Below are 13,426 nucleotides of genomic sequence, written 5' to 3'. Positions count from 1 at the left end.
AAGCCGTCATGGCCGAAGTGAAGTCCGACATCGAGATCGCGCGCGGCGCCAAGAAAAAGCAGATCCAGGAGATCGGCCAGAAGATCGGCATCCCGACCGAGCACCTTTTGCCCTACGGCCACGACAAGGCGAAGATTTCGGCCGAATTCATCAAATCGGTGAAGGGCAACAAGGACGGCAAGCTGATCCTCGTCACCGCCATCAACCCGACGCCGGCCGGCGAAGGCAAGACGACCACCACCGTCGGCCTTGGTGACGGTCTGAACCGCATCGGCAAGAAGGCGATCGTCTGCATCCGCGAGGCTTCGCTCGGCCCGAATTTCGGCGTCAAGGGCGGTGCCGCCGGCGGCGGCTACGCGCAGGTCGTGCCGATGGAGGACATGAACCTCCACTTCACCGGCGACTTCCACGCCATCACCACGGCGCACAATCTTTTGTCGGCGCTGATCGACAACCACATCTACTGGGGCAATGAGCTCGGCATCGACACCCGCCGCGTCGCCTGGCGCCGCGTCATGGACATGAACGACCGGGCGCTGCGCGAAATCATCTGCTCGCTCGGCGGCGTCGCCAACGGTTATCCGCGCGAGGCAGGCTTCGACATCACCGTCGCCTCTGAAGTGATGGCGATCCTGTGCCTTTCCACCGACCTCAAGGATCTGGAAAAGCGCCTCGGCGACATCATCGTCGCCTACCGCCGCGACAAGAGCCCGGTCTATGCCCGCGACTTGAAGGCCGACGGCGCCATGGCGGTGTTGTTGAAGGACGCCATGCAGCCAAACCTGGTGCAGACGCTGGAGAACAACCCTGCCTTCGTGCATGGCGGCCCGTTCGCCAACATCGCGCATGGCTGCAACTCGGTGGTCGCCACCACCACGGCGCTGAAGCTCGCCGACTACGTCGTCACCGAAGCCGGCTTCGGCGCCGACCTCGGAGCCGAAAAATTCTTCGACATCAAGTGCCGCAAGGCGGGTTTGAAGCCGGCGGCTGCCGTCATCGTCGCCACCGTGCGCGCCATGAAGATGAATGGCGGCGTCAAGAAGGAAGACCTCGGCAAGGAAAACATCGAGGCAGTCAAGAAGGGCTGCCTCAATCTGGGCCGCCACATCGAGAATGTGAAACAGTTCGGCGTGCCTGCGATCGTGGCGATCAATCATTTCACCACCGATACCGAGGTGGAAATCCAGGCGATGAAGGATTTCGTCGCCTCGCTCGGCGCCGAGGCGATCCTGTGCAAGCATTGGGCCAATGGCTCTGCCGGCATTGAGGAGTTGGCGCGCAAGGTCGTCGAGATCGCCGAATCCGGCGCCTCGCAGTTCGCGCCGCTCTATCCCGACGCAATGCCGCTGTTCGAGAAGATCAACACCATCGTCCAGCGCATCTATCGCGGCGACGAGGCGATCGCCGACAAGTCGGTGCGCGACCAGCTGCATGCCTGGGAGCAGGCCGGCTACGGGCACCTGCCGGTCTGCATGGCCAAGACCCAATATTCCTTCTCGACCGACCCGAACCTGCGTGGCGCGCCGACCGGCCACACCGTGCCGGTGCGCGAGGTCAGGCTTTCGGCGGGCGCCGGCTTCGTCGTCGTCATCTGCGGTGAGGTCATGACCATGCCCGGCCTGCCCAAGGCGCCGTCCTCGGAAAAAATCTTCCTCAACGAGATCGGCCAGATCGAAGGCCTGTTTTGAAAATTCGAGATCGTTGCGAGATCCAAGAAGGGCGGCCACTGGCCGCCCTTTTGCTTTTCGGGGACAGATTTGCCTATGCAGCGTTGCGCGCCAGCGCGCGCTGGTTGGACGCATAGGGCGTGTCGCGTTCGGGCAAAGCACCGGTCTTCAGGCAATCGATCCATTCGGCGGTCTTGAGCACGGCCGCAAAGCGCGACTGCAGGATGATGGACACCACGCGGTGGATCTCCTCGGCCGAGGCGTAGCCGGCGCTGTTGGCGTAAGGCAGCGAACCGGTGGCGTCGGACAGGAACTCGACCGCAAAGCCGACAAGCGCGGCGTGGATGATGCTCGACAGGTCGCAATTATGCGTCATGTAGCCGATCACCGTTATCGTATCGATGGTATTGGCGCGCAGCCACGCCTCGAGGTCGGTGCCGGCGAAGGCGCTAGGCAGTGACTTCTCGACATAGTGGTCGCGGCTTCGCCGGGCGATCTCGGGATGCAGTTCGCCGCCATGGCTGCCCTTGGCGAAGACTGGCGAGGTCTCGGGCGCCATCTGCTTGACGACCACCACCTTCACGCCGGCCGCAGCGGCGGCATCCATAGCGCGCGCGACATTGACGACGCTGTCGCGGAACGGCGGATACTGGATGGCGAGGTTGCCGCCATCATAATCGTTCTGGACATCGATGACGATGAGCGCGCGGCGCGGCGTGATATTGGCGGACATGGTGTTCTCCTTCGGGCTTGAATGGGACAGGTCGAAAATAGGCGGATCGCCCGGCTGCCAAAAGTGGCCCGATTGACATCATTCGAAAGAATTAGGACAATTCGCTTTTCGCTTGCTGGAAACACGCATGGCCGACCCGATCATTGCCGTTCTCGCCTTTGACGGCATCAGCCCGTTCCACCTCTCCGTGCCGTGCGTGGTGTTCGGCACCGACCGCACCAAGCTTGGCTTGCCGCGTTTCGACTTTCGCGTCTGCGCGCTCGACGATGGAGCGATCCACACCGATGCCGGGCTGACCATCGCGGTGCCGTATGGCCTTTCCGCATTCGACGATGCCGACATCGTCATCATTCCGAGCTGGAAGGATCTCGAGGCCCCAATTCCGCCGCCGCTCCTGGCAGCGCTCACCCACGCGCACCGGCGCGGTGCGGTGATCGTCGGCCTCTGTCTCGGCACCTTCGCCATTGCCGCCGCCGGGCTGCTTGCGGGCCGGCGGGCGACGACACATTGGGCCTCCACCGACCGGCTGCAAACATTATACCCGGACATCGAAGTCGACGCCGACGTGCTCTATGTCGACGACGGCGACATCGTCACCTCGGCCGGCGTCGCCGCCGGGCTCGATTGCTGCCTGCACATTGTGCGCGCCCGCTATGGCGCAGAGGTAGCGCTGCGGCTGGCCAGGCACATCGTGCTGTCGCCGCACCGGCAGGGTGGGCAAGCGCAGTTCATCGAGCGCCCGCTGGCGAAAACCCCGGCCACCGACCGCTTCACCTTGGCGCTCGACAAGGTGCGGGCAACGCTCGGACAAACGCACAACCTCGACCGCGTCGCGGAGGCCGCGGGCCTGACCCGGCGCACTTTCACCCGCCGTTTCCAGAAATCGATCGGCACCAGCTTTGGCGAATGGTTGGCCGGCCAACGCATCGAACTGGCGCAACGGCTGCGGGAGGCGACGGAAAAATCGATGGACATGGTGGCCTTCGAAGCCGGCTTCGGCAGCGCCACCTCGCTGCGCCAGCATTTCGCCGCACGGCTCAAGACGTCACCGGCCCAATACCGGCGTGAATTCTCGCGGCGAGCCGGTCCGGACGAGCGCATGGCACGCACGGCTTCATACTGACCGCCCACGACGAGTTCAGCCCCGCTTGACCGCCCGCGCCGGATTGCCGACCACCGTGGTGTTGTCAGGGACGTCGCGCGTCACCACCGCGCCGGCGCCGACTATGGCGCCATCGCCGATGCTGATGCCGCCGAGGATGATGGCGCTGCCGCCGATCCAGGCGTCATCGCCGATGGTGACCGGCCTGGCAATCTCCAGTCCCGACTGACAGCCAGCGGCCTCCTTGTGGTGCTCGGCGCAGTAGATCTGCACATTGGGGCCGAGAAGCGTCCGCCTGCCGATACGCACCGGCGCGGTGTCGAGGATGGTGCAGCCGGCATTGAGGAAGGCGCCGTCGCCGAGATGGATGTTGAAACCGTAGGCGCAGTGGAACGGCGCCTCGATGCGGGAGCCTGCGCCCGCGCTGCCGAGCAGCGCCAATAGCGCCGGGCCGATATTGCCGCGTTGCTGGGGCCGTAGCGTATTATGCTCGAACACCGCATCGCGCGCGATCGCCCGCAGCGCCTCCAGTTCGTCGTCGATGCAGATGTACCATTCGCCTGCAATCATCCTTGTGCGTTCGCTTCCGGCCATCACAGCGACTCCGTCCCTTCGTCATGTTCGACTGGTTACCAAAGTACAATGCTCACTGATGGAAGAAGCACCATCGCCTACTCTCGTCAAACGTAGGACCTATGCTAGCTTGCCCTCGTGGGCCAGTCCCGGGCCTGCTTTCGAGGGGATCGACATGCTCTATTTGCTTGCACTTCTGATCGGCGTCATTGCCGGTCTTCGCGCCATGACCGCGCCGGGCGCGATCGCCTGGGGCGCCTATCTCGGCTGGCTGCCGGTGGCCGGCACCTGGGCAAGTTTCATGGGCCATTGGGCCGCCGTCGGTATCTTCACCATCCTCGCCATCGTCGAACTGGTCACCGACCAGCTGCCCTCGACGCCGAGCCGCAAGGTGCCGCAGCAATTCGGCGCCCGCATCCTGCTTGGCGCCTTCAGCGGCGCGGTGATCGGCGCCACTGCCGGTTCCACCATTGGCGGCCTGATTGCCGGCGCCATCGGTGCTGTCATCGGCACCTATGGCGGCGCCGAAGCGCGCGGCCGGTTGGCCGCCGCCTTCGGCAAGGATTTGCCTGCCGCCCTCATCGAGGACGCGGTGGCGATCATCGGCGGCCTGCTGATCGTGGCGGCGGTGGTATGACTGCCCAAGCCTCAGACGCCAAGACATACGACGCCATCATCATCGGCGCCGGACAGGCCGGCCCTCCTCTCGCCGGCCGGCTGACGTCAGCCGGCATGAGCGTGGCGCTGATCGAGCGCAAGCTGGTCGGCGGCACCTGCGTCAACACCGGCTGCATGCCGACCAAGACCATGGTCGCCAGCGCCTATGCCGCGCATCTGGCGCGGCGTGCCGCGGACTACGGCGTGACGTTCTCAGGCCCTGTCGGCGTGGACTACAAGAGGATCAAGGCGCGCAAGGACAAGGTCACAAACGACTCCCGCAGCAATCTGGAGACGTGGATCGCCGGCATGAAGGGCTGCACGCTTTATCGCGGCCACGCCCGCTTCGAATCCGCCAACACCGTGCGTGTCGGCGGCGACCTTCTGACCGCCGAAAAGATCTTCCTCAACACCGGCGGCCGCGCCTCGGTGCCCGACCTGCCGGGCGTCAACGACGTCGACTACCTCACCAACTCCTCGATGATGGATCTCGATGTTTTGCCGCGCCATCTTATCGTCGTCGGCGGCAGCTACATCTCTCTTGAATTCGCGCAGATGTTTCGCCGCTTCGGCTCTGAAGTCACCGTCATCGAGAAGAGTTCGCGCCTGACCGGCCGCGAGGACGAGGACGTGTCGGCGGCCATCCTATCGATCCTCCAAAACGAAGCCATAGAAGTCCATGTCGGCGCCGACGACATCCGCTTTGCCAGACAGGGCAAGGACATCGCCGTGACCTTCTCGTCCGGCAAGCCGCCGGCGGTCGGCTCGCATGTGCTTCTGGCACTCGGCCGCACCCCCAACACCGACGATCTCGGTCTCGACAAGACCGGCATCGCGGTCGATCTGCGCGGCTTCGTCACCGTCGACGACCAGTTGCGCACCAGCGTGCCCGGCATCTGGGCGATGGGCGACTGCAACGGCAAGGGCGCCTTCACCCACACCTCCTACAACGACTATGAGATCGTCGCCGCCAATCTGCTCGACGACGATCCGCGCAAGGTCAGCGACCGCATCGAGGCCTATGCGCTCTACATCGATCCGCCGCTCGGCCGCTGCGGCATGACCGAGGCGGCGGTGAAGAAATCCGGGCGCAAGGCGCTGGTCGGCCAGCGGCCGATGACCCGCGTCGGCCGCGCCATCGAAAAGGGCGAGACGCAAGGTTTCATGAAGATCCTGGTCGATGCCGACACCAGGCAAATCCTCGGCTGCTCCGTGCTCGGCCCCGGCGGCGACGAGGCGGTGCACTGCGTGCTCGACCTGATGTACGCCAAGGCGCCGGTCGATACGCTGGCGCGCGCCGTGCATATCCACCCCAACGTCTCGGAGCTGTTGCCAACCATCGCCCAGGAGCTGAAGCCGCTCGCCTGACATAGCCCCGCGTCAAGCTCAGCGCTTTCTGCATTGGTGCGTTGCAGCAATGTGCATTGCGCGCGGCAAGGCTTCTCGTTCAGTCTGAATTGAACCGATTCAGTCTGGATTTTCCATGCCTTTGCCGATCCTTGCGCTTGCCATTGCGTCCTTCTGCATCGGCACCACCGAATTCGTCATCATGGGCCTGTTGCCGGAGGTTGCGGCCGATCTCGGAGTGTCGATACCCTCGGCCGGCCTGCTGGTCACCGGCTATGCGCTGGGCGTCGTCTTCGGCGCACCCATCGTCGCCATGGCCACCGCGCATCTGCCGCGCAAGCCGGTGCTGGTCGCGCTGACCGCGATGTTCGTCGTCGGCAATCTGCTCTGCGCCATTGCGCCCAATTACTGGCTTCTGATGGCCGCGCGCGTCTTCACCGCGTTCGGTCATGGCGCCTTTTTCGGCATTGGTTCCGTCGTTGCCGCCAGCCTGGTGCCGCGCAACAAGCGCGCCAGCGCCATGGCGATGATGTTCGCGGGATTGACGCTCTCCAACATTCTCGGCGTTCCTGCCGGCACCGCGCTTGGCGAAGCCTTCGGCTGGCGCTCCACCTTCTTTGCCGTCGTCGGCATCGGCCTGATCTCTGTTGCCGCCATCGCCTGGCTGGTGCCATCCAATGTCGTCGAACCGAGCGGCGGCGGCCTGCGCAGCGAACTGCGCGTGCTGGGCAAGCTGCAGGTCTGGCTCGCCATGCTGATCGCCTCGCTGGCCTCGGCCAGCCTGTTTGCCGTCTTCACCTACATCAAGCCCTACCTTACCGATGTCTCCGGCCTTTCGACCTCCGCGGTCACCTGGGTCCTGCTGCTGTTCGGCGCCGGCATGACCATAGGCAACATCATCGGCGGCCGGCTGGCCGACTGGAAATTGATGCCGACGGTCATCGGCACGCTGCTTTTGATGGCAGTTCTGTTTGTCGGCTTCATGCAGTTCGGCGCTATCGCCAGCGTCGCCATCGGCGTCGTCTTCTTGTGGGGACTGCTGATCTTCGTCGTCGTGCCGCCGCTGCAGATCCGCGTCGTCGAAGCGGCTTCGGAAGGGCCGAACCTCGCCGCCACGCTCAACCAGGGCGCATTCAATATCGGCAATGCCAGCGGCGCCTGGATCGGCGGCGTGGCTCTGTCGGCCGGCCTTTCCTATGCTCATTTGCCGCTGGTCGGCGCGGTGCTGGCCCTGCTGGCGGTCAGCGTAGCCGTTGTCTCGCAGGCGCTCGAAGGATCGGCGCCGATAACGACGGTTCCGGCCGCCGCCGAATAATTCCATTGCGCCCATGGCGGCGCGAACTGGACCAATCGACAGCCCTTCGGCAAAAGTGCATGTGTTCTGCCTCTTATCCTGGAGGCATCCCATGCAGAAATCGATCGAACGCATCGCCGGCGATACCGAAGGCGTTTCCTACGAATTCCCGGTGTTCCGCTTCGCCGGCGCCGACAAGGCAGCACCTTCGGCCTATCTGCAGGCAGCACTCCACGCCGGTGAATTGCCTGGTGTCGTCGCCATCGACGCGCTGATGCCGGCGCTGAACAAGGCCGAAGCGGAAGGCCGCATCAAGGGCAGCATCACGGTCGTGCCCTGGGCCAATCCGATCGGCCGCGCGCAATATCATTTCGGCGAGCACCAGGGCCGCTTTCATCTCGGCACCCGCAACAATTTCAACCGCGGCTTTCCGTTGCTCGCAGCACCGGACGCCAAGCTTTTGCCCGACACCACGCTTGGCACCCCCGACCAGCGATTGAAGACCCGTCTGGTGCAGCTGTCGCTCGGCCACGACATCGTGCTCGACCTGCATTGCGACGACGAGGGCCTTGCCTATCTCTACGTCCACGCCAGCCTGTGGCCCGCGATGGCCGATTGCGCCGCCGCCATGGGTATCGACGCCGTGGTGTTGTGGAGCGAGGACACCGACGGCACCTTCGAGGGCGCCACGATCATGCCCTACCAGAACGTCCCCGCCAACGTGGCGAAGCTCGACCGCCGCGTTGCCACCACGGTAGAATACCGTGGCATGCTGGATGTCGACGGCGCGCTGGCAAGTTCCGATGCCGAAGGGCTTTACCGGCTGCTGGCGGCGCGCGGCGTCATCGCCGATACCGCCCTTCCCGCACCCGGCGCGTTCAAGGGCCTCGTCGCGCCGCTGGAGAACATCGACATGATGCCGGCGCCCCGGGCCGGCGCCATCCTCTACGACGTCAAGCCCGGCGACCGCGTCGCCAAGGGCGCGCGCCTCGCCACCATCGTCCACACACCGGGCGAGGCCGGCGGCCGCACCGAAGTGCTGGCGCCGCAGGACGGCGTCATCCTGACCCGCCGCTCGCGCCGCATCATCCGCGCCGGCGAGGATCTCTTGAAGCTGGTCGGCGACAAGAAGAGCGCCGACGCGAGGTCAGGCACGCTGGAGGACTGAGCTAACCCGAAATCGCCAGCCGCGCCTTGGCCTCCAGCCATTCGGCCATCTGCCGGTACGGCACCGGCCCGTGGCTGACACGGGCGACACCAAGCTCGGCCAGGCGCTGGCGCGGCGGCACATGCGCCAGCGCGATGATGTTGACCGGCAATGCCGTCGCCTTGCACAGCGCCTCGATCAGACCCTCGTCGCCGAGCCCCGGCGCAAAGAAGCCGCTCGCTCCTGCCTTTTCATAAGCGTGCGCCCGCTCGATGGCCTGGTCGAGCAGCACGCTGTCATGCACATCCGGCTTGGCCTTGAGGAAAATGTCGGTACGGGCGTTGATAAAGGCGGGAATGCCGGAAGCCTTCACCGCCGCCGCTGCCGCCTCGATGCGCATCACCTGTATGGCGATGTCGTGCAGACCGGCGCCGCCGACGATCTGGTCCTCGAAATTGAAACCGATGGCGCCGGCCTGCAGGGCACGTGTCACCGTCTGGCCGACAGTCACCGGCTCGACGCCGTAGCCGCCTTCGAGGTCCATGGTCACCGGCAGGTCGACTGCCGCCACGATGCGCTTGATGTTGTCCAGCGCCAGCTCCAGCGGAATTTTCTCGCCATCGGCATAACCAAAAGCAGCCGCGACCGGCCAGCTTCCGGTGGCCATCGCCTTGGCGCCCGCCCTCTCGACGATCTTGGCCGAGCCCGGATCCCAGGCATTGTAGAGAACGATCGGGTTGCCCTTGACATGAAGGGCATGGAACGTGCGTGCGCGCTCGATCTGCTCGGTCATTGCTGTCTTCCCGTCTTTCCGATGTTGGACGAACAGTCTAGGCAGGACCCCAAGCCTTGGCGATGTGCCATGGGCTGCAGAAGCGGCGGCCACAAACAGGCCTTTCAAACCTGTTGCGCATCCGGCTTTTCGCCGCTATGGATTTCGCCCATGAACATGCGCTCGATCAAGACCATTTGGTGGTGGGCTCGCTGACAGCGGCCTGTTCGAACGCGTGCGCGTGAAAATAGAGGGTGGCCGCAACGGAATGTCCGGGCGGCCATTTGTTTTTTCAAAGCCATTCCCGGGTCCGTTGCCCCAACAAGCCATATGGAGACGGCAATGACGATGAAGGCTCTGGAAAACGGCGCGGAAAGCTTCGTGACCGCAGGTGGTGTCACCATCACCCGCGAACGCCACGACAAGCCTTACGCCGGTGCGATCGACGCTTATGTCGATGGTTTGAACTCGCGCCGTGGTGCGGTGTTTTCCTCGAATTACGAATATCCGGGCCGCTACACACGCTGGGATACGGCCATCATCGATCCGCCGCTGGTGATTTCCGCGCGTGGCCGCGCCATGCGCATCGAGGCGCTGAATGGCCGTGGCGAAGTGCTGCTGCCGGTGATCGGCAAGACGCTGGCCGGCATTGCGGAGGTGACGATTGCTGAAACCTCGAAAAAGCTGATCCGCCTCGATGTCGCCAAACCCGGCCGCGTCTTCACCGAGGAGGAGCGCAGCCGCGTTCCCTCAGTCTTCACCGTGCTGCGCGCCATCACCGCTCTGTTCAAGACCGAGGAAGACGCCAATCTCGGCCTCTACGGCGCTTTCGGCTATGACCTCGCCTTCCAGTTCGATCCGGTCGATTACAAGCTCGAGCGCAAACAGAGCCAGCGCGACCTGGTCCTGTTCCTGCCCGACGAGATCCTGGTCGTCGACCATTATTCGACCAAGGCCTGGACCGACCGTTACGACTATTCCGGCGACGGTTTTTCGACGGAGGGCCTGCCGCGTGACGAGATCGCCGAGCCGTTCAAGACCGCCGACCGCATCCCGCCGCGCGGCGACCATGAGCCTGGCGAATACGCCAATCTGGTGCGCAAGGCGATGGATAGTTTCAAGCGCGGCGACCTGTTCGAGGTCGTGCCCGGGCAGATGTTCTACGAACGCTGCGAGACGCAGCCTTCCGAAATCTCGCGCAAGCTGAAGTCGATCAACCCGTCGCCCTATTCCTTCTTCATCAATCTCGGCGAAAACGAGTATCTGATCGGCGCCTCGCCCGAAATGTTCGTGCGCGTCAACGGCCGCCGCGTAGAGACCTGCCCGATCTCCGGCACCATCAAGCGCGGCGACGACGCCATTTCCGACAGCGAGCAGATCCTGAAGCTGCTCAATTCCAAGAAGGATGAATCCGAGCTGACCATGTGCTCGGACGTCGACCGCAACGACAAGTCCAGGGTCTGCGATCCGGGCTCGGTGCGCGTCATCGGCCGCCGCCAGATCGAGATGTATTCACGCCTGATCCACACCGTCGATCACATCGAAGGGCGCCTGCGCGAAGGCATGGATGTCTTCGACGCCTTCCTGTCGCATGCCTGGGCGGTCACCGTCACCGGCGCGCCGAAACTGTGGGCCATGCGCTTCATCGAGCAGAACGAAAAGAGCCCGCGAGCCTGGTATGCCGGCGCCATCGGCATGGTCAATTTCAACGGCGACATGAACACCGGCCTGACGCTCCGCACCATCCGCATCAAGGACGGCATTGCCGAGGTGCGAGCAGGCGCCACGTTGCTCTTCGACAGCATCCCCGAGGAAGAAGAAGCCGAAACCGAACTGAAGGCATCCGCCATGCTCTCCGCCATTCGCGACGCCAAATTGGGCAATGCCGCAGGCGCCGAACGCACCACCGCGCGCGTCGGCGACGGCGTCAACATCCTGCTCGTCGACCACGAAGACTCCTTTGTCCACACACTGGCCAACTATTTCCGCCAGACCGGTGCCAATGTCTCGACCGTGCGTTCGCCGGTGCCGGAAGAAGTCTTCGAACGGCTGAAGCCCGATCTCGTCGTGCTGTCGCCCGGACCGGGCACGCCGAAGGATTTCGACTGCGCCGCGACCATCAAGAACGCCCGCGCCCGCGACCTGCCGATCTTCGGTGTCTGCCTTGGCCTGCAGGCGCTGGCCGAGGCCTATGGCGGCGAACTCAGGCAGTTGCACGTGCCGATGCACGGCAAGCCGTCGCGCATCCGCGTCTCCAAGCCCGGAATCATCTTCTCCGGCCTGCCCAAGGAAGTGACCGTCGGCCGCTACCACTCGATCTTTGCCGATCCGGTGCGGCTGCCCGACGATTTCATCGTCACCGCCGAGACCGAGGATGGCATCATCATGGCCTTCGAACACCGCAAGGAGCCGATCGCCGCCGTCCAGTTCCATCCGGAATCGATCATGACGCTCGGCCACAATGCCGGCATGCGCATCATCGAAAACATCGTTGCGCATCTGCCGCGCAAGGCCAAGGAAAAGGCCGCTTAGAAACGATGGCGGCAACGGACAACATGGCGGCGATCGCAGCGAAGGCAGCGGCCAGGCAAAGGATCGCCAGCCTTGCCTTCTGGTCGATTGTCATCGCCTGCGTGGTGCTCGCGCTCAAGCTTGCCGCCTGGTACGTCACCGGCTCCGTTGCGCTCTATTCGGACGCATTGGAATCGATCGTCAACGTCATAGCCTCGGCCGCCGCCTATTGGGCGGTCCTGGTCAGCTACAAACCGGCCGACCAGGACCATCCGTTCGGCCACCACAAGGCCGAGTATTTTTCGGCGGTGCTGGAAGGCGTGCTGATCGTGCTCGCCGCGCTTTTGATCCTCAACGAGGTCTGGCGCTCCTGGCAGACGCCGACCCCGCTCGAACAACCCTGGGAGGGCCTGGCGATCACCGGTGTCGCCACCGTCATCAACGCCTTCTGGGCCTGGACGCTGATCCGCGCCGGGCGCAGCGCAAAATCACCGGCGCTGGTCGCCGACGGCCGGCACATCATGACCGACGTCGTGACCTCGGTCGGCGTCTTCGGCGGCCTCGTCGGCGCTATCCTGACCGGTTGGCAGATCCTCGATCCGGCGCTTGCCGTCATCGTCGCGCTCAACATCCTGTGGCAGGGCTGGCACGTCATCGGCTCGTCGATGAACGGGCTGATGGACCGCGCAGTGGACACGACCGAACACATGCACATTCGCGACATCATCTCGGCCAATTGCAAGGGCGCGCTGGAGGTTCATGACCTCAAGACCCGCATCGCCGGCCGCGCCACCTTCATCGAGTTCCACCTGGTCGTCGACGCCGACATGACGGTCGGCGCCAGCCACGTCATTTGCGACCGCATCGAGGACGCGCTGAAGGCCGAAATCCCCTCGGTGCGCGTCACCATCCATGTCGAGCCCGACGACGAGGCGAAGCTGCCGAAAGGCACCACTGCTGTGCCGTTTGCTTGAGGCGAGTTACCACGTTTCGATAGTGAGATCTTTGATCCGCTCGAATTCCCGGATATTGCGGGTTATCAGCGTGAGGTCCCGAGCACGTGCCTGCCCGCCAATCAGCGCATCGTAGGGACCAATCGGGGTTCCCAGTGCCGCAAGCCCAGCACGAATCTCACCGGCATGTCTCGCGTCGTCTCGGTCGAATTCAAGTACCGGGAACTGCAAAGCTTCGATGCGCGCCAGATTTTGGACCTTTCGCTGGCTCTTTTCAGCGCCGTAGTACAGCTCATGCAAAACGACCGCCGAGAGAGCAAAGTCTTGTGGTGCATGCCGTTTGAGCAAAGCCAGCAGACCCTCGTCGCCCGAGATGATCGCTATGACGGCATTGGTGTCGAGCAGGTAGGTCACTTAAAGAGGTCATCCAAAGCAGGTCGATCCTGACCATCCTGACGCTCCAGCGCTCCCTGGGCGAAATCGTCGTCAACCGGTCCGATGACCTGGTCGAGCCATGCCCAATCCTGCGCAAGCGGCTCCAAGATGACAGTTTGCCCATGACGACGGATCGAAACCTCGTCTGCCTCGAACCGAAACTCCTTAGGCAAGCGCACAGCTTGTGACCGGCCTGACCAGAACACCTTTGCCTTGTCCATGTGCTATCCTCAAA

Annotated in this window: 13 protein-coding genes; 8 read left to right on the top strand and 5 right to left on the bottom strand. The window is 64.0% G+C overall.

Annotated features, from left to right (window positions below):
* The first annotated feature begins 8 nt into the window (after positions 1 to 8).
* On the top strand, positions 9 to 1,688 hold the full coding sequence (locus tag NKI88_RS05230) for a formate--tetrahydrofolate ligase (protein WP_023817398.1): 1,680 nt from the start codon (positions 9 to 11) through the stop codon (positions 1,686 to 1,688).
* Between the two features lie 73 nt (positions 1,689 to 1,761).
* On the opposite strand, the gene NKI88_RS05225 is transcribed toward NKI88_RS05230, so the two are convergent.
* A complete protein-coding gene (locus tag NKI88_RS05225; RefSeq protein ID WP_352654048.1) occupies positions 1,762 to 2,400 on the bottom strand; it encodes an isochorismatase family protein in 639 nt (212 codons plus the stop codon).
* A 127-nt stretch (positions 2,401 to 2,527) separates the two neighbouring features.
* Here NKI88_RS05225 and NKI88_RS05220 point away from each other — a divergent pair, with 127 nt between their 5' ends.
* Positions 2,528 to 3,523: a helix-turn-helix domain-containing protein gene (locus tag NKI88_RS05220; protein WP_352654046.1), complete on the top strand. Its 996-nt coding sequence runs from the start codon at positions 2,528 to 2,530 to the stop codon at positions 3,521 to 3,523.
* A 15-nt stretch (positions 3,524 to 3,538) separates the two neighbouring features.
* Here NKI88_RS05220 and NKI88_RS05215 read toward each other — a convergent pair whose 3' ends face one another.
* Positions 3,539 to 4,096 carry a sugar O-acetyltransferase gene (locus NKI88_RS05215; RefSeq protein WP_352654044.1) on the bottom strand — a complete coding sequence of 186 codons (558 nt, stop codon included), beginning with the start codon at positions 4,094 to 4,096 and terminating at the stop codon, positions 3,539 to 3,541.
* A gap of 154 nt (positions 4,097 to 4,250) precedes the next feature.
* On the opposite strand from NKI88_RS05215, the gene NKI88_RS05210 reads away from it, so the two are divergent.
* From NKI88_RS05210 to NKI88_RS05195, 4 genes are all read left to right on the top strand, one after another.
* The gene (locus tag NKI88_RS05210) at positions 4,251 to 4,712 is read left to right on the top strand and encodes a membrane protein (protein WP_023669981.1); all 462 of its coding nucleotides are present in this window, start codon (positions 4,251 to 4,253) and stop codon (positions 4,710 to 4,712) included.
* A complete protein-coding gene (locus NKI88_RS05205; RefSeq protein ID WP_352654042.1) occupies positions 4,709 to 6,100 on the top strand; it encodes an FAD-containing oxidoreductase in 1,392 nt (463 codons plus the stop codon). Before NKI88_RS05210 ends, NKI88_RS05205 begins: the two co-directional genes overlap by 4 nt.
* Before the next feature lie 115 nt (positions 6,101 to 6,215).
* Positions 6,216 to 7,394: an MFS transporter gene (locus tag NKI88_RS05200; RefSeq protein WP_352654040.1), complete on the top strand. Its 1,179-nt coding sequence runs from the start codon at positions 6,216 to 6,218 to the stop codon at positions 7,392 to 7,394.
* Between the two features lie 91 nt (positions 7,395 to 7,485).
* The gene (locus NKI88_RS05195; RefSeq protein ID WP_023695830.1) at positions 7,486 to 8,541 is read left to right on the top strand and encodes a succinylglutamate desuccinylase/aspartoacylase family protein; all 1,056 of its coding nucleotides are present in this window, start codon (positions 7,486 to 7,488) and stop codon (positions 8,539 to 8,541) included.
* A 1-nt stretch (position 8,542) separates the two neighbouring features.
* Here NKI88_RS05195 and NKI88_RS05190 read toward each other — a convergent pair whose 3' ends face one another.
* The gene (locus NKI88_RS05190) at positions 8,543 to 9,313 is read right to left on the bottom strand and encodes an isocitrate lyase/PEP mutase family protein (protein WP_352654038.1); all 771 of its coding nucleotides are present in this window, start codon (positions 9,311 to 9,313) and stop codon (positions 8,543 to 8,545) included.
* 321 nt (positions 9,314 to 9,634) lie between these two features.
* Between NKI88_RS05190 and NKI88_RS05185 the strand changes: the two genes are divergently transcribed.
* The gene (locus NKI88_RS05185; protein ID WP_352654036.1) at positions 9,635 to 11,824 is read left to right on the top strand and encodes an anthranilate synthase; all 2,190 of its coding nucleotides are present in this window, start codon (positions 9,635 to 9,637) and stop codon (positions 11,822 to 11,824) included.
* A gap of 23 nt (positions 11,825 to 11,847) precedes the next feature.
* Positions 11,848 to 12,777, top strand: a complete 930-nt coding sequence (locus NKI88_RS05180; RefSeq protein ID WP_502909428.1) for a cation diffusion facilitator family transporter — start codon at positions 11,848 to 11,850, stop codon at positions 12,775 to 12,777.
* 6 nt (positions 12,778 to 12,783) lie between these two features.
* On the opposite strand, the gene NKI88_RS05175 is transcribed toward NKI88_RS05180, so the two are convergent.
* Both NKI88_RS05175 and NKI88_RS05170 read right to left on the bottom strand, forming a co-directional pair.
* Positions 12,784 to 13,170, bottom strand: coding sequence for a type II toxin-antitoxin system VapC family toxin (locus NKI88_RS05175; RefSeq protein WP_023741041.1), 387 nt, complete (start codon positions 13,168 to 13,170; stop codon positions 12,784 to 12,786).
* The gene (locus NKI88_RS05170; RefSeq protein WP_023711113.1) at positions 13,167 to 13,412 is read right to left on the bottom strand and encodes an antitoxin; all 246 of its coding nucleotides are present in this window, start codon (positions 13,410 to 13,412) and stop codon (positions 13,167 to 13,169) included. Before NKI88_RS05170 ends, NKI88_RS05175 begins: the two co-directional genes overlap by 4 nt.
* Between the last annotated feature and the right edge of the window lie 14 nt (positions 13,413 to 13,426).

This window comes from Mesorhizobium sp. M0317 (assembly GCF_040321555.1).
Classification (GTDB): domain Bacteria; phylum Pseudomonadota; class Alphaproteobacteria; order Rhizobiales; family Rhizobiaceae; genus Mesorhizobium.
This window is presented reverse-complemented; position numbering and strand designations above follow the sequence as displayed.